The 22,434-nt window shown below is 66.5% G+C and carries 22 protein-coding genes and 1 tRNA gene; 11 read left to right on the forward strand and 12 right to left on the reverse strand.

The genetic code is table 11. From position 1 onward, the window contains the following. Positions 1–80: 80 nt before the first annotated feature. A complete protein-coding gene (locus tag CBM2588_RS15125; protein ID WP_115681175.1) occupies positions 81–764 on the forward strand; it encodes an RNA pyrophosphohydrolase in 684 nt (227 codons plus the stop codon). After that, positions 757–1,338, forward strand: coding sequence for a CNP1-like family protein (locus CBM2588_RS15130; RefSeq protein ID WP_115681176.1), 582 nt, complete (start codon positions 757–759; stop codon positions 1,336–1,338). Before CBM2588_RS15125 ends, CBM2588_RS15130 begins: the two co-directional genes overlap by 8 nt. 71 nt (positions 1,339–1,409) lie before the next feature. Here CBM2588_RS15130 and proB read toward each other — a convergent pair whose 3' ends face one another. From proB to rplU, 4 genes are all read right to left on the reverse strand, one after another. Then, positions 1,410–2,528: a glutamate 5-kinase gene (proB, locus tag CBM2588_RS15135; RefSeq protein ID WP_115681177.1), complete on the reverse strand. Its 1,119-nt coding sequence runs from the start codon at positions 2,526–2,528 to the stop codon at positions 1,410–1,412. Between the two features lie 51 nt (positions 2,529–2,579). Further along, positions 2,580–3,677 (reverse strand): GTPase ObgE, encoded by a 1,098-nt coding sequence (gene obgE / locus CBM2588_RS15140; RefSeq protein WP_062801793.1) that lies wholly within the window; start codon positions 3,675–3,677, stop codon positions 2,580–2,582. 122 nt (positions 3,678–3,799) lie between these two features. Continuing rightward, a complete protein-coding gene (gene rpmA / locus CBM2588_RS15145; RefSeq protein WP_012353931.1) occupies positions 3,800–4,060 on the reverse strand; it encodes a 50S ribosomal protein L27 in 261 nt (86 codons plus the stop codon). Positions 4,061–4,099: 39 nt separating this feature from the next. Beyond that, positions 4,100–4,411, reverse strand: a complete 312-nt coding sequence (gene rplU / locus CBM2588_RS15150; protein WP_006576525.1) for a 50S ribosomal protein L21 — start codon at positions 4,409–4,411, stop codon at positions 4,100–4,102. Positions 4,412–4,903: 492 nt separating this feature from the next. Between rplU and ispB the strand changes: the two genes are divergently transcribed. Continuing rightward, positions 4,904–5,833, forward strand: coding sequence for an octaprenyl diphosphate synthase (ispB, locus tag CBM2588_RS15155; protein ID WP_115681179.1), 930 nt, complete (start codon positions 4,904–4,906; stop codon positions 5,831–5,833). A gap of 117 nt (positions 5,834–5,950) precedes the next feature. Next, a tRNA-Pro gene (locus tag CBM2588_RS15160) sits at positions 5,951–6,027 on the forward strand. A gap of 60 nt (positions 6,028–6,087) precedes the next feature. On the opposite strand, the gene CBM2588_RS15165 is transcribed toward CBM2588_RS15160, so the two are convergent. Then, a complete protein-coding gene (locus CBM2588_RS15165; RefSeq protein WP_115681180.1) occupies positions 6,088–6,408 on the reverse strand; it encodes a helix-turn-helix domain-containing protein in 321 nt (106 codons plus the stop codon). Next, a complete protein-coding gene (locus CBM2588_RS15170) occupies positions 6,389–6,712 on the reverse strand; it encodes a type II toxin-antitoxin system RelE/ParE family toxin (protein WP_115681181.1) in 324 nt (107 codons plus the stop codon). Before CBM2588_RS15170 ends, CBM2588_RS15165 begins: the two co-directional genes overlap by 20 nt. A gap of 319 nt (positions 6,713–7,031) precedes the next feature. Here CBM2588_RS15170 and pilB point away from each other — a divergent pair, with 319 nt between their 5' ends. The 6 genes from pilB to CBM2588_RS15200 all read left to right on the forward strand — a co-directional run bounded on the left by pilB (position 7,032) and on the right by CBM2588_RS15200 (position 12,904). Beyond that, positions 7,032–8,756 (forward strand): type IV-A pilus assembly ATPase PilB, encoded by a 1,725-nt coding sequence (pilB, locus tag CBM2588_RS15175; protein ID WP_115681182.1) that lies wholly within the window; start codon positions 7,032–7,034, stop codon positions 8,754–8,756. A gap of 64 nt (positions 8,757–8,820) precedes the next feature. Then, positions 8,821–10,092 carry a type II secretion system F family protein gene (locus CBM2588_RS15180; RefSeq protein WP_115681183.1) on the forward strand — a complete coding sequence of 424 codons (1,272 nt, stop codon included), beginning with the start codon at positions 8,821–8,823 and terminating at the stop codon, positions 10,090–10,092. 3 nt (positions 10,093–10,095) lie between these two features. Beyond that, a complete protein-coding gene (locus CBM2588_RS15185) occupies positions 10,096–11,019 on the forward strand; it encodes a prepilin peptidase (protein ID WP_115681184.1) in 924 nt (307 codons plus the stop codon). Positions 11,020–11,103: 84 nt separating this feature from the next. Beyond that, positions 11,104–11,730: a dephospho-CoA kinase gene (gene coaE, locus CBM2588_RS15190; RefSeq protein ID WP_018006249.1), complete on the forward strand. Its 627-nt coding sequence runs from the start codon at positions 11,104–11,106 to the stop codon at positions 11,728–11,730. Between the two features lie 209 nt (positions 11,731–11,939). Further along, positions 11,940–12,698 (forward strand): cell division protein ZapD, encoded by a 759-nt coding sequence (gene zapD, locus CBM2588_RS15195; protein ID WP_115681185.1) that lies wholly within the window; start codon positions 11,940–11,942, stop codon positions 12,696–12,698. Between the two features lie 17 nt (positions 12,699–12,715). Then, complete coding sequence (locus CBM2588_RS15200) at positions 12,716–12,904, forward strand: DNA gyrase inhibitor YacG (RefSeq protein ID WP_111519102.1); 189 nt, start codon at positions 12,716–12,718, stop codon at positions 12,902–12,904. A 22-nt stretch (positions 12,905–12,926) separates the two neighbouring features. Here CBM2588_RS15200 and CBM2588_RS15205 read toward each other — a convergent pair whose 3' ends face one another. From CBM2588_RS15205 to secA, 5 genes are all read right to left on the reverse strand, one after another. Beyond that, positions 12,927–14,966, reverse strand: a complete 2,040-nt coding sequence (locus tag CBM2588_RS15205; RefSeq protein WP_115681186.1) for an OPT family oligopeptide transporter — start codon at positions 14,964–14,966, stop codon at positions 12,927–12,929. A gap of 91 nt (positions 14,967–15,057) precedes the next feature. Beyond that, positions 15,058–15,504, reverse strand: coding sequence for an NUDIX domain-containing protein (locus tag CBM2588_RS15210; protein WP_115681187.1), 447 nt, complete (start codon positions 15,502–15,504; stop codon positions 15,058–15,060). Next, positions 15,501–16,406 carry an ATP-binding protein gene (locus CBM2588_RS15215; RefSeq protein ID WP_115681188.1) on the reverse strand — a complete coding sequence of 302 codons (906 nt, stop codon included), beginning with the start codon at positions 16,404–16,406 and terminating at the stop codon, positions 15,501–15,503. Before CBM2588_RS15215 ends, CBM2588_RS15210 begins: the two co-directional genes overlap by 4 nt. A gap of 85 nt (positions 16,407–16,491) precedes the next feature. Next, a complete protein-coding gene (argJ, locus tag CBM2588_RS15220; RefSeq protein ID WP_115681189.1) occupies positions 16,492–17,730 on the reverse strand; it encodes a bifunctional glutamate N-acetyltransferase/amino-acid acetyltransferase ArgJ in 1,239 nt (412 codons plus the stop codon). A gap of 140 nt (positions 17,731–17,870) precedes the next feature. Then, the gene (gene secA / locus CBM2588_RS15225; RefSeq protein ID WP_115681190.1) at positions 17,871–20,648 is read right to left on the reverse strand and encodes a preprotein translocase subunit SecA; all 2,778 of its coding nucleotides are present in this window, start codon (positions 20,646–20,648) and stop codon (positions 17,871–17,873) included. Positions 20,649–20,905: 257 nt separating this feature from the next. Here secA and CBM2588_RS15230 point away from each other — a divergent pair, with 257 nt between their 5' ends. Continuing rightward, a complete protein-coding gene (locus CBM2588_RS15230) occupies positions 20,906–21,409 on the forward strand; it encodes a DciA family protein (protein WP_111519096.1) in 504 nt (167 codons plus the stop codon). Between the two features lie 69 nt (positions 21,410–21,478). Here CBM2588_RS15230 and lpxC read toward each other — a convergent pair whose 3' ends face one another. After that, complete coding sequence (gene lpxC, locus CBM2588_RS15235) at positions 21,479–22,396, reverse strand: UDP-3-O-acyl-N-acetylglucosamine deacetylase (protein WP_018006242.1); 918 nt, start codon at positions 22,394–22,396, stop codon at positions 21,479–21,481. Positions 22,397–22,434: the final 38 nt, after the last annotated feature.

Consider the following 22,434-nt stretch of genomic DNA (forward strand, 5'->3'; position numbering starts at 1 on the left):
AAACCACCATCCCCCGGTCCGGGCCCGGCTGCGCGCTTCCTTTATAATCAGCGTAATTCTAAAGGATTCGAGGTGCAGTCATGCTCGATCGTGAAGGCTTTCGCCCGAACGTCGGCATCATCCTCCTCAACGCAAGAAACGAGGTTTTCTGGGGCAAGCGAATCGGCGAACACTCCTGGCAGTTCCCGCAAGGCGGCATCAAGTACGGCGAAACGCCGGAACAGGCCATGTACCGCGAACTGCATGAGGAAATCGGCCTGCTTCCGGAGCACGTCAGGATCGTCGGTCGCACGCGCGACTGGCTGCGTTACGAGGTGCCGGACAAGTTCATCCGCCGCGAGATCCGCGGCCACTACAAGGGCCAGAAACAAATCTGGTTCCTGCTGCGCATGGCCGGCAGGGACTGCGACATCCACCTGCGCGCCACCGAGCACCCTGAGTTCGATGCCTGGCGCTGGAGCCACTACTGGGTGCCGCTCGAGGCCGTGATCGAGTTCAAGCGCGATGTCTACCAGATGGCGCTGACGGAATTGTCACGCTTCCTGAACCGGCACCCGCGCGTGCCGCTCAGCCCGTATGGCACGCACGGCAACCACGGTGCGCATGGCGTGCACGGGCGCCACGGCGGGCCGCGCGGACAGGCGCTGAGCCGGGCGCAGGCCGCCCAGCAGGCCGACGCCGACGGCAATGTCGAAGCCCCGGCCACGGCCGACTACGTTTCGCCGGCGACGCCGGTATCCACTACACGGAGCACTGATGACTAGTTTGACCGGCGTGGGCCGCCGCGGCGGCCTGAGCGCGGCCGCATTGCTGCTTGCCGCGGCCAGCCTGGCCCTGGCCGGCTGCAAGACCACCGGCAAGGAGATGGCCGAGGAAGAAAGCACCTGGAACAACCCGTTCGCGCCCAAGACCTTCGAGGAAGCCAAGGCCATGCTGCCGGCCTTGCCGCAGGAGGCCAACCTGATCCCGTTCTCGGTGGCGGGCACCGGCACGCTGTCGTTCGCGGTGGACAGCAAGTCGATCTCGGTGGGCAAGGACAACGTGGTGCGCTACACCGTGGTCACCACCAGCCAGAGCGGCGCGCGCAACGTGACCTTCGAAGGCATGCGCTGCGACGCGTTCGAGCGCAAGCTGTACGCGACCCTGCCCCCGGGCGCCACCGAGTGGGTGCCCAACAGCAGCGACTACGGCGAGACCTGGCACCGCATGCAGGCCGGAGTGCGCAATGCCTACGCCGCCACGCTGGCGATCGATTTCTTCTGCGAGGGCCGCACCGTGGCCGGCAAGCCCGCCGACATGGTGCTCGAGCTGCAATCGCGCGCGCCGCACAAGCGCTGACGCAACCTGTGCAGGTGTAAAAAAACGGCGGGACTGCCTGGCAGTCCGGCCGTTTTTTTTGCTCGCATCGATCAGACCAGCACCAGGTTGTCGCGATGGATCAGCTCGGGCTCGTTCAGGTGGCCGAGCACGGATTCGATCTCGGACGACGGCTTGCGCGCGATCAGCCGCGATTCCGCGCTGGAATAGTTGGTGATGCCGCGCGCCACCTCCTTGCCTTGCGCATCGACACAGGCGATCACCTCGCCGCGGGCGAATTCGCCCTGCACTTCGACCACGCCGATCGGCAGCAGCGACTTGCCGCCGCTGGTCAGCTTCTCGACCGCGCCGTTGTCGATCACGACGCGGCCGCGCAGCTGCAGGTGGTCTGCCATCCATTGCTTGCGTGCCGTCAGCCGGCCGGTCGGCGCCAGCAGCTGGGTGCCGATCGCCTCGCCGGCGGCCAGGCGCTCCAGCACGTTGGCCTCGCGGCCGGAGGCGATGGTGGTATGCGCGCCCGACTTGGCCGCGCGCTTGGCCGCCAGGATCTTGGTCAGCATGCCGCCGCGGCCAATCGAGGTGCCGGCGCCGCCGGCCATGGCTTCCAGCTCGGGCGTGCCGGCCAGGGCTTCGTCGACGAACTGCGCAGCCGGGTCCTTGCGCGGATCGGCGGTGTACAGGCCTCGCTGGTCGGTCAGGATCACCAGCGCGTCGCCTTCGATCAGGTTGGTGACCAGCGCGCCGAGCGTGTCGTTGTCGCCGAACTTGATTTCGTCGGTGACCACGGTGTCGTTCTCGTTGATGATCGGCACCACACCGAGCGACAGCAGCGTCAGCAGCGTCGAGCGGGCGTTCAGGTAGCGCTCCCGGTCGGCCAGGTCGGCGTGGGTCAGCAGCACCTGCGCGGTGCGGATGCCATAGCGGCCGAACTGGCTTTCGTAGACCTGCGCCAGCCCCATCTGGCCGACCGCCGCGGCGGCCTGCAGCTCATGGATTTCCTTCGGGCGGCGCGCCCAGCCGAGCCGCTGCATGCCTTCGGCAATGGCGCCGGAACTGACCAGCACCACTTCCTTGCCGGCCACGCGCAGCTTGGCGATCTGGGCCGCCCAGCGGGCGATGGCGTCGTGGTCCAGCCCCTTGCCGTCGTTGGTGACCAGGCTGGAGCCGACTTTGACGACGATGCGCTTTGCCTGCGCGATGACCGATTGCATGGTGGAAATCCTGTCTCCGGAGATCGTTCGGAACCGCTGATTGTTTGTTGTCTATGCCTCGCGCTGGTCCTGGTCGACGTTATGCAGGCGGTCGTCCAGGCGGATGTCCGGCTCTGCCAGCGCCGCGGCCTCTTCGGCCTTGATCGCCTGCAGGTGGTCCTTGATCGCATAGATCAGCTCGCGGCAGCCTTCGCCGGTGAGCGCCGAGATCTGGAACACCGGGCCCTTCCACTTGTAGCGCTTGAGGAAATCCTTCACCTTCGCCGCGCGCTCGTCCTCGGGAACCATGTCGAGCTTGTTCAGCACCAGCCAGCGCGGCTTTTCATACAGGGTCTCGTCGTATTTCTTCAGCTCGTTGACGATGGCCTTGGCCTCGGCGACCGGATCGACCGCCTCGTCGAACGGCGCCAGGTCGACGATATGCAGCAGCAGCCCGGTGCGCTGCAGGTGGCGCAGGAACTGGTGGCCCAGGCCCGCGCCCTCGGCGGCGCCCTCGATCAGGCCGGGAATGTCGGCAACCACGAACGATTGCTCATGGTCCACGCGCACCACGCCCAGGTTGGGATGCAGCGTGGTGAACGGATAGTCCGCCACCTTCGGGCGAGCGTTGGAGATATGCGAGATAAAGGTCGACTTGCCGGCATTGGGCATGCCCAGCAGGCCGACATCGGCCAGCACCTTCAGCTCAAGCTTGAGCATGCGGCGCTCGCCCGGCTTGCCGTCGACCTGCTGGCGCGGCGCGCGGTTGGTACTGGACTTGAAGTGCAGGTTGCCCCAGCCGCCCATGCCGCCCTCGGCCAGGCACACGCGCTGGCCGTGCTCGGTCAGGTCGGCGATGACCTCGCCGGTGTCCATGTCGGTGATCAGCGTGCCCACCGGCATGCGCAGCGTGATGTCTTCGCCCGCGGCGCCGTAGCAGTCGGAGCCGCGGCCGTTCTCGCCGTTTTTCGCCACGTGCTTCTTGGCATAGCGGAAGTCGATCAGCGTATTGATATTGCGGTCCGCCACGGCGAACACGCTGCCGCCCCGGCCGCCGTCGCCACCATCCGGGCCGCCGAAGGGCACAAACTTCTCGCGCCGGAACGAGGCGCTGCCATTGCCGCCGTTGCCGGCGATGGCTTCGATTCGGGCTTCGTCGATGAACTTCATGATGGGTTTTCCGTGATGGGATCGGCAGGGATCGGCAGATCGGGGGCCGGCGTAGTTTACTTCGCCAGAAAAGAAAAAGCCCCGCAAGCGTTGCGGGGCCTTTCGTCCTGCAAAGGCTGTTATCAGGCCGCCGGAACGACGCTGACTTGCTGCTTCTTGGCAGGGCCCTTGACGGCGAACTGCACGTGGCCGTCGATCAGGGCGAACAGCGTGTGGTCCTTGCCCACGCCGACGTTGTCGCCGGCATGCACGCGGGTACCGCGCTGGCGCACGATGATGCCGCCGGCGTTGATGGCCTGGCCACCAAACACCTTCACGCCCAGACGCTTCGATTCGGAATCACGGCCGTTCCGCGTGGAACCGCCGCCTTTTTTCTGTGCCATGTCTTACTCCTGTCGCTTTACCGGATTACGCTCGATCGATCAGGCAACGATCGCTTCGATGCGCAGTTCGGTGTAATTCTGACGATGGCCCTGACGCTTCTGGTAGTGCTTGCGACGGCGCATCTTGAAGATCTTCACCTTGTCGTGACGACCCTGGGAGATAACGGTAGCCTTGACGGAAGCCCCGCTCACCAGCGGCGTACCAAACTTGATTTGGTCGCCGGCGCCCACTGCGAGCACCTGGTCGAGCGTGATTTCTGCGCCAATGTCTGCCGGTATCTGTTCTACTTTCAGTTTTTCGCCAGCAGCAACCTTGTATTGCTTGCCGCCGGTTTTTACGACCGCGTACATTGTCGAACCTCTCGGATGTGAATAAAACGCCGAAACCGCGCGATGCGGCCCGGTTATCTCCCGCCGGCAAGGACCCGCAAGGCGAGCGACTACCGGAGGAAACCGGGAATTGTAAACGAGATTGGGGAAAACCGCAAAGAAAACAGGCACATAGCCTGTGAGCGGCGCGCCCGGCACAATCGGGGGGCCGCTTCGCTCAGGTCAGATCGGCGAGCAGGAACCCCGCCAGTGCGGCAAACGCCACCCACCAAGCGGTGCGGCGCAGTTGGCGACGAGGTATGGGCTTGTCCATGACCGGATTATAGTGGGACCAGCCACCAACGCCCGCTGCGCGCATACCCTGAGCCCATCGCCCGCCAGACAGCCCGTCAAACAATGCGGGGCATGCGTAGAACGCCGCCTGCATCGCATATAATCGTCCGGTTTTGCGTAACGGTGATCATCTTGTCCCAGCCTTCCGCCACTGCCTTGCTTGCCCCGGTCGCTGCAGACATGCGCGCGGTCGATGCTGTTATCCGCCAGCGGCTGTCCTCTGAAGTCCCGCTGATCGAGCAGATCGGCGAATACATCATCGGTGCCGGCGGCAAGCGCCTGCGCCCGGTGATCCTGCTGCTGACGGCACGCGCGCTGGGCTACGACGGCAACCGTCACCATGAGCTGGCCGCCGTGGTGGAATTTATCCACACCGCCACCCTGCTGCACGACGATGTCGTCGACGAGTCCGAGCTGCGGCGCGGGCGCGACACCGCCAACGCGGTGTTCGGCAACGCCGCCAGCGTGCTGGTCGGGGACTTCCTCTACTCGCGCGCGTTCCAGATGATGGTCGATGCCGGCAGCATGCGCATCATGGAGATCCTCTCCAACGCGACCAACGTGATCGCCGAAGGCGAGGTGCTGCAGCTGCTGAACATGCACGACCCGGATGTCACCATCGAGCGCTACCTGCAGGTGATCCGCTACAAGACCGCCAAGCTGTTCGAGGCCGCCGCGCAGCTGGGCGCCGTGCTGTCCGGCGCCGACGCGCAAATGGAAGAGGCGGCCGCCGAATACGGCCGCCGCATCGGCACCGCCTTCCAGCTGATCGACGACATGCTGGACTACACCGCCAGCGCCGAGCAGATGGGCAAGAACGCCGGCGACGACCTGCGCGAAGGCAAGCCCACCCTGCCGCTGCTGCACCTGATGGAACATGGCACGGCCGAGCAGCGCCAACTGGCCCGCGACGCGATCGTGCAGGGCGGCACCGAGCATTTCGACGCGGTCTTTGCCGCGATCCATGCCAGCGGCGCGCTCGAGGTCACCTTCGAGGCCGCACGGCGCGAGGCTGAAGCCGCCGAGCAGGCAGCCCGGCAGTTCCCGCCGTCCGAACTGAAGGAAACCCTGATCCAGCTCTGCGCCTTCTCGCTGCAGCGGCAGTCCTGAGCCGGGAAGCGCGGCGGGATGGGGGCGTTTTCCCCCACCCTCTTCCATTCCCAAAAAAACGCTGCTAAACTTACGTTCTTTGCTGCTGACGCCAAAACGTCTGCCGGCAGACCAAATCGGGGTGTAGCTTAGCCTGGTAGAGCGCTACGTTCGGGACGTAGAGGCCGGAGGTTCGAATCCTCTCACCCCGACCAGATTTAAGAAGCCGAATCAACGAAAGTTGGTTCGGCTTTTTGTCTTTCTACCCCTCCTCCTTAGCCCTTGATGGCTTTGCGCTGTCGCTTGAAAGCTTTCAGCTCGGCTACGGAGAAAAGCTGGCTGCGCCCGACTTCCGCCCGTGGAGCCACCTTGCCATCGCGCACCAGCCGGCGGAAGGTCGCCATCGAGATTTCGAGGTATTGGGCAGCCTCTGCCGCGGTGAAATCCTCCTCCGCGAGATGGCCGAAGACTTCCTCATGCGAGAAATTCTCATCACCAAAGGCCCGCTGCCCGATCAGTGTGAAAAACCTGACGCGCTCCCGCGGGGGCAACGCGCCGAGGGCATGCAGCAGGTCTTCAGCGGTCATCGTGTCCATTCTTTTCTGCCCTCAGGTATTTCTTGAGCTCGTCATAGAAGTTCTCATGCGAGCCGACCTTATAGAAATCGATCCATAGCACTTCAAGTGCCACGCCTTTCACGTTGAGCCGGTAGGCGATCAGGTATTCCTGCCGGTTGAACCTGAATTTGTGCACCCGGATGCCAGCCAAGTCCCCGACCTTCGCTTCCCCCAGGTCGGGCACGGCACAGAGCTCCTCGACCTCGTCTTCGATCGCCAGCTGCAGCGGCTTGTGTGCTTTCTTGACGAACTGAACGAAAGGCTTCTTGAAGTTTCGTCTCATGCGACGTTATGCACTCACTTTTGATTCTATAACAGATCGGGCCACGCCGGGGCGCCGGCGAGCCACCATGCCGAGAAGCATGGCTGGCCAGCGACCACTGGGGATGGAGGCAATTCTCAAATTGCCGTCTTCCGTATTCGCCGCGCTGGCGACTGAGCCCCGCGCAAGTAGGGTTGCGCCGGTGTCGCGCAAACGCCAACACGTCCCGCCGTCGCCTTTACAAAAAGTGACCCCATCGGCAAACTGCCCCGATCCCTAGAAGCGGGCTCGTCTCGTCCTGCCTGTCCGCGGACACTGCTCCAACCACTGCGCACCTGCCATGACACTCGGACTTGCCCTGGCCCAGAGCCGGCGTATCGCGCCCGCCCTGCTTGCTCAGCTGGAGCAGGCCGCGCGTGAAAAGCAATCGCAGCTGATCGACGAGATCATCGGCAGCGGCACCATGAGCGCGCATGACGTGGCGCTGTTCGCCGCGGACAAGTACCAGCTGCCGCTGCTCGATCTGGCCCAGTACAACCTGGCCAAGGTGCCGTCGGCGCTGGCCGGCAACCGTGAGTTCCACGCCCACCGGCTGCTGCCGCTGGGCCGGCGCGAGAACCGCCTGGTGCTGGCGCTGTCCGATCCGTCCAACCAGGCCGGCCTGGACGCGATCCGCGACAAGTACAAGCTGCCGGTCGAAGCCGTGGTGGTCGAGCACGACAAGCTGATGAAGCATGTGCGCGCCGCCGGCGAGGCGCTGGGCACGCTGAAGAACATCTCGCCGGTGCAGGCCGAGCGCAAGATGATCGAATACGATCCGGTCGCCGCCGCCGCCAACCCGCGCAACCGCACCACGGCCGACAACATCGACGACGCCCCGGTGGTGCGCTTCCTGCAGAAGCTGCTGACCGAGGCCTTCCACCGCGGCGCCTCGGACCTGCACTTCGAACCGTTCGAAACCTTCTACCGCATCCGCTTCCGCGTCGATGGCGTGCTGCAGGAGGTCGCGCGTCCGCCGCTGGACATCCGCGACAAGATCGCGACCCGCATCAAGGTGCTGTCGCGGCTGGATATTTCTGAAAAGCGCGTGCCGCAGGACGGCCGCATGAAGCTGCTGATCGCGCTGCCCAAGGACAAGGACGCCAAGGAAACCGTCGAGAAGGCGGTGGACTTCCGCGTGTCGACGCTGCCCACGCTGTTCGGCGAAAAGATCGTGATGCGGATCCTGGAATCTTCGTCCGACAAGCTCGACATCGACCAGCTCGGCTATGAGCCCGAGCAGAAGGCGCTGCTGCTGGACGTGATCAAGCGCCCCTACGGCATGGTGCTGGTGACCGGTCCCACCGGCAGCGGCAAGACCGTGTCGCTGTACACCTTCCTGAACCTGCTGAACCAGGGCGACATCAATATTTCCACGGCCGAGGACCCGGCCGAAATCCAGCTGCCGGGCATCAACCAGGTCAACGTCAACGACAAGGCCGGGCTGACCTTCGCCACCGCACTGCGCTCGTTCCTGCGCCAGGATCCGGACATCATCATGGTCGGCGAAATCCGCGACCTGGAAACTGCCGACATTTCAATCAAGGCCGCGCAGACCGGCCACCTGGTGTTGTCGACGCTGCACACCAACGACGCGCCGACCACGCTGACGCGCCTGATGAACATGGGCGTGGCCCCCTTCAATATCGCGTCGAGCGTGCTGATGATCACCGCGCAGCGACTGGCGCGGCGGCTGTGCAGCTGCAAGCGCGAGGGCGAGATCCCGCGCGAGGCCTTGCTGGAAGCGGGCTTCCGCGAGCGCGACCTGGACGGCAGTTGGCTGCCTTACCATCCGGTCGGCTGCGAGCGCTGCAACGGCAGCGGCTACAAGGGCCGCTGCGGCATCTACCAGGTGATGCCGATCACCGAGGCCATGCAGGAAATCATCCTGGCGCACGGCACCGCGCTGCAGATTGCCGAGCAGGCGCGCAAGGACGGCGTGCTATCGTTGCGCGAAGCGGGGCTGCTGAAGGTCAGGCAGGGCGTCACGTCACTCGAAGAAGTGCTGGCGACCACGAACACGTAGGCAAGCAGACACAACGTAAAGACAAGACGCACAACAAGCGTCATTTACATCGGGGGTCAATAACATGGCGACGCGCGCACCAGCAGCGGGCGCCCGGACGGGGGCACCGTCACGGGCCAAATCAGGGAAGGGACGCAAGGCCCCCACCCAGTACATATTCGAGTGGGAAGGCAAGGACCGCAAGGGCAAGACCTTCACCGGCGAGCTGCGCGCCGAAAACCAGGCCGAGGTCACCGCCACGCTGCGCAAGCAGGGCCTGACCATCGTCAAGCTCAAAAAGCGAAAGGCGGCGCGCGGGCGCAAGATCACCGAGAAGGACATCGCCTACTTCACCCGGCAACTGTCGACCATGCTGAAGGCCGGCATCCCGCTGCTGCAGTCGATCGACATCATCGCGCGCGGGCACGTCAACCCCAACTTCACCCAGCTGCTGTCCGACATCCGCTTCGACATCGAGGCCGGCAGCAGCATGGCCGCGGCGTTCCGCCGCCACCCCAAGTACTTCGACACGCTCTACTGCAACCTGATCGATGCCGGCGAACAGGGCGGCATCCTGGATTCGCTGCTGGAGCGCCTGTCGCTGTACATGGAGAAGACCATCGCGCTGAAGGGGCAGATCAAGTCCGCGATGATCTATCCGATCGCGGTGCTGACGGTCGCCTTTGCCGTCACGGTGATCCTGATGCTGTTCGTGATCCCGGCGTTCAAGGGGGTGTTCTCCAGCTTCGGCGCCAACCTGCCGGCGCCGACGCTGCTGGTGATCGCGATCTCGGACTTCTTCGTGCAGTACTGGTACCTGGTGATCGGCGCGCCGGTGGCCGGCATCAGCTTCTACCTGCGCGCGCTGAAGAAATCCGAGAAGGTGCAGCGCGCCACCGACCGCGCGCTGCTGAAGCTGCCGATCTTCGGCAGCCTGTTCCGCAAGGCCGTGATCGCGCGCTGGACCCGCACCCTGGCGACGATGTTCGCGGCCGGCACGCCGCTGGTGGAGTCGATGGAATCGGTGGCCGGCGCCGCCGGCAACTGGGTCTACTACGACGCCACCCGCGACATCGAGCAATCGGTGCGCATCGGCACCAGCCTGACCAACGCGATGCAGGCGACCCATGTGTTCGACAACATGGTGCTGCAGATGACGCAGATCGGCGAGGAGTCCGGCGCGCTGGACAATATGCTGCTGAAGGTGGCGGAGTTCTACGAGCGCGAGGTGGACGATGCCGTCGCCGCCATTTCCAGCCTGATCGAGCCGCTGATCATCGTGGTGCTGGGCGTGCTCATCGGCGGCATGGTGGTGGCGATGTACCTGCCGATCTTCAAGCTGGGACAGGTGGTGTAAGCGATGCAGCCGGTGTGGTCCGCTTCCCCTTATCCGACCGGAGCCGCGACCGGAGCCGCGACCGGCTCCGCCCCGCTGCTGCACGCGCTGGCGGCGCTGCCGCCAGTCTTTCTGGTGGCGGCAGCGGGGCTGCTGGGGCTGGTGGTCGGCAGCTTCCTCAATGTGGTGATCCACCGCATGCCGCGCATGATGGAGCGCGACGAGGCCAACTACATTGCCGAGCTGCGCGGCGATCCGCTGCCCTACCCCGGCCGCTACAACCTGATGGTGCCGCGCTCGGCCTGCCCGCATTGCGGCCACGCCATCGCCCCGTGGGAAAACGTGCCGGTGCTGAGCTACCTGTTCCTGCGCGGCCGCTGCTCGGCGTGCAAGGCGCCGATCAGCGTGCGCTATCCGCTGGTGGAACTGGCCTGCGGCGTGCTGAGCGCGCTGGTGGCATGGCGCTTCGGCCCGAACGCGCAGGCGCTGGCCGCGCTGGTGCTGGTGTGGGGGCTGCTGGCGCTGACCATGATCGATGCCGATACACAATTGCTGCCGGACCAGATCACGCTGCCGCTGCTGTGGATCGGCCTGCTGCTGAACCTGGCCGGCCTGTTCGTGGCGCTGCCCGACGCGGTGATCGGCGCCGCCGCAGGCTACCTGGTGCTGTGGCTCGCCTACTGGCTGTTCCGGCTGCTGCGCGGCAAGGAAGGCATGGGCTTCGGCGACTTCAAGCTGATGGCGGCGCTCGGGGCCTGGTTCGGCTGGCAGGCGCTGCCGGCGCTGGTGCTGCTGTCGTCGGTGGCCGGCGTCCTGTTCGGGCTGGCCAATATCGCGCTGCGCCGCCAGGACCGCGACACGCCGTTCCCGTTCGGGCCCTTCATCGCGCTGGCCGGCGTGGTGGTGCTGCTGTTCGGTCCCGGGGTGCTGCCGGTGTTTGCCTGGTGATGGCCGCGCGGCTGTGATCCGGCCACGGCCGAAGCGGCCGAAGCTGGTATCGTTGCGGCAACGACGTCTGACAGAAACTATCACATGCTGGAAATCGGACTGACCGGCGGCATCGGCAGCGGCAAGACCCGCGTGGCCGACATGTTCGCCGCGCGCGGCGCCGCCATCATCGATACCGACCTGCTCGCGCATGAGATCACCGCCCCGGGCGGGCGCGCCATCCCGGCGCTGGTCGAAGCCTTCGGCCCCGCCTGCCTGCGCCCGGACGGTGCCATGGACCGCGACGCGATGCGCGCGCTGGTGTTTGCCGATCCCGCCGCCAAGGCGCGGCTCGAGGCCATCACGCACCCGCTGATCCGCGCGCTGACCACCGAACGCGCGCAGTCGATCCGCGCTGCGGGCGCGCACCCCTACCTGATCTACGTGGTACCGCTGCTGGTGGAGTCGGGCTCGTGGCGCGAGCGCGTCGGCCGCGTGCTGGTGGTCGACTGCACCGAAGCCACGCAGGTGGCCCGCGTGATGTCGCGCAACGGCTTCAGCCGCGAACAGGTGCTGGCGATCATGGCCCGTCAGGCCACGCGCGCCGCGCGCCTGGCATGTGCCGACGACGTCATCGACAACGACGGGCCGGTGCAGGCGCTGGTGGCACAGGTCGACCGGCTCGACCGCTACTACCGTGAACTGTCGGCCGCGGGCACGGTCCATCCATAACGCGCCAGGCCGGCGCGGTGGCGCATGGCATCATGCGCGCGACATTGTCCTCGGACCTTGTCTCGCATAGAATGCGCTGGAACATGCCGGGAAATCGCCGCATAGTGCCGGCATTCCACACGCATAGATCGCCCTTTCCGGTATTTCCCGGGCCTCATTCTGCACCGGGCCGCCCCTGAAGCGCCCGACGCCCTGCACGGACACAGCACTTGATTCTGTACGAATACCCTTTCAACGAACGCATCAGGACTCTCCTGCGCCTGGAAGACCTGTTCGATCGGCTGGAATACTTCCTCGGCCAGGATCATGCCCAGCAGCACCACGTCGCGCTGACCACGCTGTTCGAGATCATCGACGTGGCCGGCCGCGCCGACCTCAAGACCGACCTGATCAAGGAACTGGAACGCCAGCGCCAGGCCCTGGCGCCGCTGCGCGCCAATCCGCAGATCGACCAGGACGCGCTCGACTCGGTCATCGGCGAGATCGAGCAGGGCATCGCCATGCTCAACCAGACCGTGGGCAAGGCCGGGCAGCTGCTGACCGACAACGAGTGGCTGACCAGCATCCGCAGCCGCGCCATCATCCCCGGCGGCACCTGCGAGTTCGACCTGCCTGCGTACTATGCCTGGCAGCATCGCCCCGCCGAAGACCGCCGCGCCGACATCCTGAAATGGGCGCGTCCGCTGGTGTCGCTGCGCATGGGCACGACCATCGTGCTGCGGCTGCTGCGCGAAGCCGGCCAGAGCGGCAAGGTGATCGCCACCGGCGGCAGCTACCAGCAGATGCTGTCGGGCCGCAGCTACCAGCTGATGCAGGTCTGGCTGGACGACTCGCTGCTGGCCTTCATCCCCGAGATGAGCGCCAACAAGTACATGCTGTGGGTGCGCTTCACGCAGCAGGACGGCGACCTGCGCCCGCGCTCGGTCGATGCCGATATTCCGTTCCTGCTGAAACTCTGCAATTTCTGAAGCCTGCGCTGAACGCCATGCCTGCTGTCGTCAAATGCCCCACCTGCGGCACCGAGGTGGCCTGGGTAACCGAAAACAAGTTCCGCCCCTTCTGTTCCGAGCGCTGCAAGCAGATCGATCTCGGCGCCTGGGCCTCGGAGAAATACGTAATCGGCGGCAAGCCGGGCGAGACCTCGCCCGACCGGTCCGAAGACGAGGACGACTGAAGGCGCTCCGGCGCCGCCGTGCTCAGTGCGCCGCCGCCAGCACGCGCCGGTAGAAGCCCACACACACCAGCACGAACACCGCCAGGCCCAGCCACTGCGCGGTCGCTTCAAACCCACCACCGACCACGGCCAGCGGGGCATCGCTGCCTGACAGGCCGATCACCGCGGCCAGCATCACGCCGACCAGGCTTTCGCCGACGATCAGGCCGGACGCCAGCAGCGTGCCGCGCCGTTCGGCGTGTTCCAGCGCCAGCCGCACGTCGTCGCCGCGCGCGGTGGCGCGGCGGCGCTCGGCGCGCAGCAACAGCCACGACAGCACCGCCCCCACCACCAGCGCCGAGCTGATCGTCGGCGGCAGGTAGATGCCGATGCCCACCGCCAGCACCGGCAGCCGCGCCGCGCCGCCACGGCGGCGCAGGACCTCGTCGATGGCGATCAGCACCACGCCCAGCCCGATGCCGATCAGGATCATGGTCCAGTTGAGCTGGTGGGTGAAGATGCCGGTGGCGATCGCGGTCATCAGTGTCGCCTGCGGCGCGGCCAGCGCCTGGTTCGGGTCCATGCCGGCGCGCGGCAGCGCGCCGGCGAAGCCATAGGCGTTGTAGAGCAGCTCGAGCACTGGAGGAATCACCGCGGCGCCGACCACGCAGCCGATCAGCAGCGCCACCTGCTGGCGCCACGGCGTGGCGCCGACCAGCCAGCCGGTCTTCAGGTCCTGCAGGTTGTCGTTGGCGATGGACGCCACCGCCACCACAGCGGAGGTGGTGAAGATCGCCAGCGCGATCGCGAACTTGCCGCCCTCGGGCGTGGCCAGCAGGCCGTCGGCCTGGCCCGCCAGCAGGATCAGCAGCGACACCAGGATCACGGCGATGATGCCGATGCCCGAGATCGGGCTGGCCGACGAGCCCACCAGTCCGGCCATATAGCCGCACGCCGCCGCCACCAGGAAGCCGAAGATGAAGGCGAATACCACCGCGTAGACCACCAGGCGCCAGCGCGCCCCGCCACCCAGCGGCGCCGGTGCGAGGAACCAGGCGAACACCGTCACCAGCACCGCCAGCAGCGCCAGCATCACCAGCCCGATCCACTTCGCCGGCATGTCCTGCTGCGTGCGCGGCACGCTGCCCTGCCCCGCCGGGCCGGCCTGCAGCGCGCCGAACGAGGCGCGGATGCCATACAGCATGGGCCTGGCCAATGACAGCAGCGTCCAGATCGCGGCGATGCCGATGGTGCCGGCGCCGATAAAGCGCGCCTGCTGGCTCCACACCATGGTGCCGAAGGCCGACAGCGTGGCGCCGTCCGGGCGCGGCGTGACCGCGGTCAGCCACGGCACCGCGACGCCCCACGTCAGCACCAGCCCGAGCAGCATGGCCAGCCCGCCAACGATGCCGACCAGGTAGCCCGCGCCCACCAGCGCCAGCGAGAAGCCCATCGACAGCCGCACCACCGAGGCGCCCGCCGACAGCCAGAAATTGGCGCCCTCGGCCAGCACGCGCAGCCCGCCGGCGGCGAAGCTGAACAATCCCGCGACCAGCCCCCCGGCCATCAGGTCGGCCAGACCGGTCGCCTGCGGCTTCCGGCCCGGTGCAGCGCCGGCCGGGGCGGCGCTGCCCACGCGCAGGATTTCCGCCGCGGCCACGCCCTCGGGATAAGGCAGCTCGCTCTGCACCACCATGGCATGGCGCAGCGGAATGCTGAACACCACGCCCAGCATGCCGCCCGCCGCGCAGATCGCCAGCGTCTGCCAGAACGGGAAGCCTTGCCAGTGGCCCAGCATCACCAGCCCGGGCAGGATAAAGATGATCGACGACAGGGTGCCCGCGGCCGAGGCCTGGGTCTGCACCATGTTGTTTTCCAGGATGTTGGCGCCGGGGAAAAGCCGCAGCACGGCCATCGAGATCACCGCCGCGGGGATCGCCGACGAGAAGGTCAGGCCGACCTTCAGGCCCAGGTAGATATTGGAGGCGGTGAACACGACCGTGATCAGCGCACCGAGGATGATGCCGCGCAGGGTCAGTTCAGGCAGGGAAACGTCGTCGGCGATACGATCGACACGTAGCATGCAGGTTCCTTTCCTGTGGAACCGGGCCGCTGGCCCGGGCGGCGCACAAGCGGGCGCCGCGGCCGCTTGTCGGTGACGCGGGACGGCAGGGTCAGCCGTTGCGCGCTTCCTCGTCCAGCCACGCCACCACGGGAATGGTGGCCGGCAGCAGCGGCCCCACCGTCACCGGCGTGCCCTGCCACGAGAACGCCTGGCCTTCGCGGCCGACGGGCTCGCCCTGCCAGGCCGTGACCTTGCAGAAATGCAGCCGCACATAGGCGTGCGGGTAGTCATGTTCCAGGATGTGCCAACGCTCGCATTGCGTGACATCAAGCCCTAGCTCTTCATGCAACTCGCGCGCCAACGCTGCCTCCACCGACTCGCCCGGCTCCAGCTTGCCGCCGGGGAATTCCCAGTAGCCTTCGTAGGGCTTGCCGGCCGGACGCTGCGCCAGCAGGAAGCGGCCGTCGGGCTGCACCAGCACGCCGACCGCCACCTCGGTCACCTTGCGCGGCGGGTTGCCGCCGGTGGCGGCAGGGCTCTGCGTCGCCGCGCTCATGCCTTGGCGTCCCCGGCAACATCGGCGATGTACGGCTTGCCGTGCTTGCCGCCCCAGTCGCGCGCGAACTGCCAGGCCACCCGGCCCGAACGCGAGCCGCGCTCCAGTGCCCACACCAGCGCATCGCCGCGCGCGGCGGCGATGTCCTCGTCGGTGCAGCCGAAGTGCCGCAGCCAGTGACCGACGATGGCCAGGTACTCGTCCTGCTTGGGCGGGTAGAACGACAGCCACAGCCCGAAGCGCTCGGACAGCGAGATCTTCTCTTCCACCACTTCGCCGGGATGGATCTCGCCGTCGTCGGTGTGGCGGTAGCTCTCGTTGTCCTTCATGTACTCCGGCAGCAGGTGCCGCCGGTTCGACGTGGCGTAGATAAGCACGTTGTCCGACTGCGCCGCGACCGAGCCATCCAGCGCCGACTTGAGCGACTTGTAGCCCGACTCGCCTTCCTCGAACGACAGGTCGTCGCAGAAGATCACGAAGCGCTCGGGCCGCTGCGAGACCAGCTCGACGATATCGCCCAGGTCACCGAGATCGTCCTTGTCGACCTCGACCAGCCGCAGCCCGTCCCGCACGAAGGCATTGAGGCAGGCCTTGATCAGCGACGACTTGCCGGTGCCGCGCGCGCCGGTCAGCAGCACGTTGTTGGCGGGCAGGCGCTGCACGAACTGGCGCGTATTGCCGACGATGGCATCCTTCTGGCGCTCGATGTTTTTCAGGTCGTCCAGGTGGATCGGCGGCAGCTGGCGCACCGGCTGCAGGTAGCCGATATTGCCGAACAGGCTCTGGCGCTTGCGCCAGCGGAACGCGACCGCCTCCTGCCAGTCCGCGTCGCTCAGTTGCGGCGGCAGCCATTGTTCGAGTCGGGCGAGGAAGTTGTCGAGGCGGGCGGCGAGGTCAGACATGGCAGCGGGGCGTCAGGGAATGTAGGGTGCCGATGGTTTCTTGCTCCCTCTCCCCTCGGCGGGAGAGGGAAGCAAAGCGGCGGTGTCAGGAACGGTAGTCGGCGTTGATCGACACGTAGTCGTGCGACAGGTCGCAGGTCCACACGGTGGCTTCGGCATTGCCGCGGCCGAGCGCGATGCGCACGGTGATCTCGGCCTGCTTCATTACGCGCTGGCCGTCCTCCTCGCGGTAGTCGGGATTGCGGCCGCCGTCGCGGGCGACCCAGACATCGTCCAGCCACAGGTTGACGCGGCCGACATCGAGATCATCCACGCCGGCGTAGCCCACTGCGGCCAGGATGCGGCCCAGGTTGGGGTCCGAGGCATAGAACGCGGTCTTGACCAGCGGCGAATGCGCGACCGCATAGGCGATCTGGCGGCACTCGGCCACGTCCTTGCCGCCTTCGACGCGGATGGTCATCAGCTTGGTCGCGCCTTCGCCATCGCGCACGATCATCTGCGCCAACTCCTGCGCCAGGCCCGTCACCGCTTCGCGCAGCGCGTCAAAGGCCGGACCTTCGGCGCGGTCGATCACGGCGCCCGACTTGCCGGTGGAGATCAGCACGAACGAATCGTTGGTCGAGGTATCGCCATCGATGGTGATGCTGTTGAAGGAGTTGTCGGCGGCGTGCGTCACCAGTGCCTGCAGCACCGGCTGCGCCACGGCGGCATCCATGGCGATGAAGCCCAGCATGGTCGCCATGTTCGGGCGGATCATGCCGGCGCCCTTGCTGATGCCGGACAGCGTGACGGTCTTGCCGTCGATCTGCACCGTGCGCGACGCGACCTTGGGCTGGGTGTCGGTAGTCATGATCGCTTCCGCGGCGGCCAGCCAGTTGTCGGCCCTGGCGTTGGCGATGGCGGCGGGCAGCCCGGCCAGCAGGCGGTCCATCGGCAGCTGCTCGAGGATCACGCCGGTCGAGAACGGCAGCACCTGGCCGGCCTCAATGCCCAGTTGCGCGGCCAGCGCGTCGCAGGTGGCGCGGGCATTGGCCAGGCCCTGTTCGCCGGTGCCGGCATTGGCATTGCCGGTATTGACCACCAGCGCGCGGATGCCCTTGCCGGCCTTGTCCGCAGCCGCCAGGTGCTCGCGGCACACCTGCACCGGCGCGGCGCAGAAGCGGTTGCTGGTGAAGACGCCGGCCACGGTGCTGCCTTCGGCCACGCGCACCACCAGCACGTCCTTGCGGTTGGCCTTGCGGATACCCGCCTCGGCCCAGCCGAGCTCCACGCCGGCGACGGATTTCAGGTTCTCTGCCTGGGGCAGCGGAAGATTGACGGGCATGCAGGACTCCTCGATGTTGCTGCTAGCGACTTGCTGGTCTCAGACGAACATGCCCGCGAAGGGCGGGCATGTTCGATTCCTCTTGCGCCACTCCCGTGCTGCGGGAGCGGCGTCATACCGGATGCCCGGCCTGGCTCAGTTCAACTGAGCTTGCCGTGGCACTGCTTGAACTTCTTGCCCGAGCCGCACGGGCACGGGTCGTTGCGGCCGACCTTGGGCATGCCCGCCAGCGCCAGCTCGGCGGCGGCCATGGCCGTGCCGGTGCGCGGTGACGGCGCCTCCTCGACCGGCTCGCGGCCTTCGGCGAACTCGTCGTGCTTGTACTGCACGTTCTCCAGGTGCGACAGGCCTTCCTCGATCTGCTCGGAAGCCTGTTCCAGTTCTTCCGGCGACTGGATCTGCACATTGAAGGTCACGCGCGTGACTTCGTTCTTGATCACGTCCAGCAGGCGCGCGAACAGCTCGAACGACTCGCGCTTGTACTCCTGCTTGGGATCTTTCTGCGCGTAGCCGCGCAGGTGGATGCCCTGGCGCAGGTGGTCCAGCGCGGCCAGGTGCTCGCGCCAGTGCGTGTCGATGCTTTGCAGCATGACCGAGCGCTCGAAGCCGGCGAACGACTCGCGGCCGACCATGGCCACCTTGCTGTCGTAGCGCTCCGTCGCCGCCTTCATGATCAGGTTGAGCAGCTCTTCGTCCTCGATGCTCTGCGCGCCCTCGATGGTTTTTGCCAGCGGCACTTCCAGGCCCCAGTCCTCGCGCAGGCGCGTTTCCAGGCCGGCGATGTTCCACTGCTCTTCCATGGTGTCGGCCGGCACGTGGTCGCGGAACAGCTCGATCAGCACGCTTTCGCGCAGGTTGGTGACCATCTCGCCGACATCATTGGCCTCGAGCACGTCGTTGCGCAGCTTGTAGATTTCCTTGCGCTGGTCGTTGGCAACGTCGTCGTACTGCAGCAGCTGCTTGCGGATGTCGAAGTTGCGGCCTTCCACCTTGCGCTGCGCCGATTCGATCGAGCGCGTGACGATGCCGGCCTCGATCGGCTCGCCCTCGGGCATCTTCAGGCGCTCCATGATGGCGCGCACGCGGTCGCCGGCGAAGATGCGCAGCAGCTGGTCGTCCAGCGACAGGTAGAAGCGCGACGAGCCCGGGTCGCCCTGGCGGCCGGCACGGCCGCGCAGCTGGTTGTCGATGCGGCGCGACTCGTGGCGCTCGGTGCCGACGATATGCAGGCCGCCGGCGGCCTTGACCTGCTCGTGCAGCGACTGCCATTCATCCTTGAGCTGCTGGATGCGCGCGGCCTTGTCGGCGTCGGACAGGCTGGCGTCGACCTCGATGAAACCGGCCTGCTTCTCGACGTTGCCGCCCAGCACGATGTCGGTGCCGCGGCCCGCCATGTTGGTGGCGATGGTGATCATCTTGGGGCGGCCGGCCTGCGCCACGATCTCGGCTTCGCGCGCATGCTGCTTGGCGTTGAGCACCTGGTGCGGCAGCTGTTCGCGCTCGAGCAGGCCCGACAGGTATTCCGAGGTCTCGATCGAGGTGGTGCCCACCAGCACCGGCTGGCCGCGCTCGTAGCAGTCGCGGATATCGCGCACCACGGCGTCGTAGCGCTCCTTGCCGGTCTTGTAGATCTGGTCCTGCAGGTCCTTGCGCTGGGTCGGGCGGTTGGTCGGGATCACCACCACTTCCAGGCCGTAGATCTCCTGGAACTCGTACGCTTCGGTATCGGCCGTGCCGGTCATGCCGGCCAGCTTCTCGTACATGCGGAAGTAGTTCTGGAACGTGACCGTCGCCAGCGTCTGGTTTTCCTGCTGGACGGTGACGCCTTCCTTGGCTTCCACGGCCTGGTGCAGGCCATCGGACCAGCGGCGGCCGGTCATCAGGCGGCCGGTGAATTCGTCGACGATCACGACTTCGTCGTTCTGCACCACATAGTGCTGGTCGCGGTGGAACAGGCTGTGCGCGCGCAGGGCCGCATACAGGTGGTGCATCAGCGTGATGTTCTGCGGCGCGTAGAGCGATTCGCCCTCGCCGATCAGCCCCAGCTGCGACAGGATGTCCTCGGCCTTTTCGTGGCCGGCCTCGGTCAGGTAGACCTGGTGGCCCTTCTCGTCGACGTAGTAGTCGCCCGGCTTCTCGACCCCGGTGCCGTCGGCCTTTTCTTCGCCGATCTGGCGCTCGAGCAGCTTGGGGATGCCGTTCATGCGCTGGTACAGGTCGGTCTGGTTCTCGGCCTGGCCGGAGATGATCAGCGGGGTGCGGGCCTCGTCGATCAGGATCGAGTCCACTTCGTCGACGATGGCGTAGTGCAACGGCCGCTGCACGCGCTGCAACGGGTCGTAGACCATGTTGTCGCGCAGGTAGTCGAAGCCGAACTCGTTGTTGGTGCCGTAGGTGATGTCGGCGTTGTACGCCGCCTGCTTCTGGTCGTGCGCCATCTGCGACAGGTTCACGCCCACCGACAGGCCCAGGAAGTTGTACAGCCGGCCCATCCACTCGGCATCGCGCTGCGCCAGGTAGTCGTTGACGGTGACCACGTGCACGCCCTTGCCGGTGATGGCATTCAGGTACACGGCCAGCGTCGCGGTCAGGGTCTTGCCTTCGCCGGTGCGCATTTCGGCGATCTTGTTGTCGTTCAGGACCATGCCGCCGATCAGCTGCACGTCGAAGTGGCGCATCTTCATGACGCGCTTGCTGGCCTCGCGGCACACGGCGAAGGCTTCGGGCAGCAGCGCCTCGAGCGATTCGCCACCGGCGTGGCGCTGCCGGAAGGCCTCGGTCATGCCGCGCAGCTCGTCATCGGAGAGCTGCTCGAACTTCGGCTCCAGCGCATTGATCTGCGCCACCGTGCGGCGGTATTGCTTGATCAGCCGCTCATTGCGGCTGCCGAAGACTTTCTTGAGAAGGCCCGTGATCATCGATTGCTTTCACCTGCGCGGAACCGGGTGGCATCCCCAGGGAAGGCGGGCTGCCCCGGTGGCCGGGCGCGGTAATGGATAGATTGGCGCAAAACGCCGAGTTTATCATGTGCCGGGGTCACGCCCGGCGGCGCGGGGCGCTGGCGCGGGCCCTGCTGCAAGCAGTTTGGGATGGTTGCGCCGGCTTCAATCCGGCCGCCCTCGCTTTCGGCCCGCGCTGCCTGCGTGCATGCGCTGCCCCTTGCTAGAATGGACCCATGCGCCGCTTCACCCATCCCGCCCTGCAGACCCCCGCCGCCAAGCCGCTCAACGACTGGCTGGACAAGGCCGGCCCGGTGTCGACGCTGCTCCAGACCGCGCGCCAGCTGTCGGTGCTGGAGGCGGAAGTACTGGCGCTGCTGCCGGCCGGCATGCGCGCCGGCCTGGCCGTGGCCGGCATCAAGCGCGACCCGTCCGACCCCAACGGCCAGGTGCTGCTGTTGCTGGCGGCTCACGGCGCGGCCGCGGCGCGGGTGCGTCAGGTCGTGCCGACGCTGCTCGGACGCCTGCAGCAGCGCGGCTCGCCGGTCACCTCGATCCGCGTGCGGGTGCAGCCCGAGGTGCAGCGCCATTCCGACTGGGAGGTGGAGCCGGTGGCACGGCCGCGCACCAGCGGGCGCATGACGCCGACCGGGCTCGCCAATCTCGACCAGCTCGCGCGCAGCCTGCCCGATTCGCCGCTGCGCGACGCGCTCAATACGCTGCTGTCCCACCACCGCTGAGCGCCCGCGCCGCGTTCAAAGCAAAAGAGCCGACCTGTGCAGGTCGGCTCTTTTGCTTTGCGAGGCCGTTCAGGCGAAGGCCGGCTGGGCTTGCGGCAGGAACGCCGCCGGGGCTTCCTCGACGCGCTCGAAGGTGACCAGCTCGTACGCTTCCTGGTCCGCCAGCAGCGCGCGCAGCAGCTGGTTGTTCAGGCCATGGCCGGACTTGTTCGCCACATAGGCGCCGATCAGCGGATGGCCGACCACGTACAGGTCGCCGATCGCATCGAGGATCTTGTGGCGCACGAACTCGTCGCCGTAGCGCAGTTCCTCGTTGTTGAGCATGCGGTGCTCATCCAGCACGATCGCGTTGTCCAGGCTGCCGCCGCGCGCCAGGCCCATCTCGCGCAGGGCCTCGACCTCGTGCGCGAAGCCGAAGGTGCGGGCGCGGGCGATCTCGCGCACATAGCTGGTATCGGCGAAATCGATCGAGAAGGTCTGGCCGGTCTTGTCGACCGCCGGGTGGCGGAAGTCGATGGTGAACGACAGCTTGAAGCCGAAGAACGGCTCCAGCCGCGCCAGCTTGTCGCCTTCGCGCACTTCCACCGGCTTCTTCACGCGGATGAAGGTCTTGGGCGCGTTCTGTTCTTCGATGCCGGCCGACTGCAGCAAAAACACGAAGGACGCCGCGCTGCCGTCCATGATCGGGATTTCTTCGGCGTCGACGTCGACATAGAGGTTGTCGATGCCCAGGCCGGCGCAGGCGGACATCAGGTGCTCGACGGTGGAAACGCGCGCGCCATCCTTCTGCAGCACCGACGCCAGGCGCGTGTCGCCGATGGCCGACGCGGCCACGGGAATCTCGACGGCCTCGGGCAGGTCGACGCGGGTGAAGACAATGCCGGTACCCGCCGGCGCCGGTCGCAGCGTCAGCGTGACCTTGCGGCCGGAGTGCAGGCCGATGCCGACGGTCTTCACCAGGGATTTGATCGTGCGCTGTTTGAGCATGACAGCCTCAACAATTATAAAAATCTATCGTGTTATTT

Source organism: Cupriavidus taiwanensis (assembly GCF_900250075.1).
In the GTDB taxonomy this organism is placed as follows: Bacteria; Pseudomonadota; Gammaproteobacteria; order Burkholderiales; family Burkholderiaceae; genus Cupriavidus; species Cupriavidus taiwanensis_C.

What these genes read in the sequence shown, in the direction of transcription:
- CBM2588_RS15130 (WP_115681176.1), top strand. Translation starts at nt 757, where the DNA reads ATGACTAGTTTGACCGGCGTGGGCCGCCGCGGCGGCCTGAGCGCGGCC.
- proB (WP_115681177.1), bottom strand. Translation starts at nt 2,528, where the DNA reads ATGCAATCGGTCATCGCGCAGGCAAAGCGCATCGTCGTCAAAGTCGGC.
- CBM2588_RS15230 (WP_111519096.1), top strand. Translation starts at nt 20,906, where the DNA reads ATGCGCCGCTTCACCCATCCCGCCCTGCAGACCCCCGCCGCCAAGCCG.
- CBM2588_RS15210 (WP_115681187.1), bottom strand. Translation starts at nt 15,504, where the DNA reads ATGAGCGCGGCGACGCAGAGCCCTGCCGCCACCGGCGGCAACCCGCCG.
- CBM2588_RS15170 (WP_115681181.1), bottom strand. Translation starts at nt 6,712, where the DNA reads ATGAGACGAAACTTCAAGAAGCCTTTCGTTCAGTTCGTCAAGAAAGCA.
- coaE (WP_018006249.1), top strand. Translation starts at nt 11,104, where the DNA reads ATGCTGGAAATCGGACTGACCGGCGGCATCGGCAGCGGCAAGACCCGC.
- rpmA (WP_012353931.1), bottom strand. Translation starts at nt 4,060, where the DNA reads ATGGCACAGAAAAAAGGCGGCGGTTCCACGCGGAACGGCCGTGATTCC.
- lpxC (WP_018006242.1), bottom strand. Translation starts at nt 22,396, where the DNA reads ATGCTCAAACAGCGCACGATCAAATCCCTGGTGAAGACCGTCGGCATC.
- CBM2588_RS15185 (WP_115681184.1), top strand. Translation starts at nt 10,096, where the DNA reads ATGCAGCCGGTGTGGTCCGCTTCCCCTTATCCGACCGGAGCCGCGACC.
- pilB (WP_115681182.1), top strand. Translation starts at nt 7,032, where the DNA reads ATGACACTCGGACTTGCCCTGGCCCAGAGCCGGCGTATCGCGCCCGCC.
- CBM2588_RS15215 (WP_115681188.1), bottom strand. Translation starts at nt 16,406, where the DNA reads ATGTCTGACCTCGCCGCCCGCCTCGACAACTTCCTCGCCCGACTCGAA.
- CBM2588_RS15200 (WP_111519102.1), top strand. Translation starts at nt 12,716, where the DNA reads ATGCCTGCTGTCGTCAAATGCCCCACCTGCGGCACCGAGGTGGCCTGG.
- argJ (WP_115681189.1), bottom strand. Translation starts at nt 17,730, where the DNA reads ATGCCCGTCAATCTTCCGCTGCCCCAGGCAGAGAACCTGAAATCCGTC.
- obgE (WP_062801793.1), bottom strand. Translation starts at nt 3,677, where the DNA reads ATGAAGTTCATCGACGAAGCCCGAATCGAAGCCATCGCCGGCAACGGC.
- CBM2588_RS15165 (WP_115681180.1), bottom strand. Translation starts at nt 6,408, where the DNA reads ATGGACACGATGACCGCTGAAGACCTGCTGCATGCCCTCGGCGCGTTG.
- CBM2588_RS15205 (WP_115681186.1), bottom strand. Translation starts at nt 14,966, where the DNA reads ATGCTACGTGTCGATCGTATCGCCGACGACGTTTCCCTGCCTGAACTG.
- ispB (WP_115681179.1), top strand. Translation starts at nt 4,904, where the DNA reads ATGCGCGCGGTCGATGCTGTTATCCGCCAGCGGCTGTCCTCTGAAGTC.
- CBM2588_RS15125 (WP_115681175.1), top strand. Translation starts at nt 81, where the DNA reads ATGCTCGATCGTGAAGGCTTTCGCCCGAACGTCGGCATCATCCTCCTC.
- CBM2588_RS15180 (WP_115681183.1), top strand. Translation starts at nt 8,821, where the DNA reads ATGGCGACGCGCGCACCAGCAGCGGGCGCCCGGACGGGGGCACCGTCA.
- rplU (WP_006576525.1), bottom strand. Translation starts at nt 4,411, where the DNA reads ATGTACGCGGTCGTAAAAACCGGCGGCAAGCAATACAAGGTTGCTGCT.
- secA (WP_115681190.1), bottom strand. Translation starts at nt 20,648, where the DNA reads ATGATCACGGGCCTTCTCAAGAAAGTCTTCGGCAGCCGCAATGAGCGG.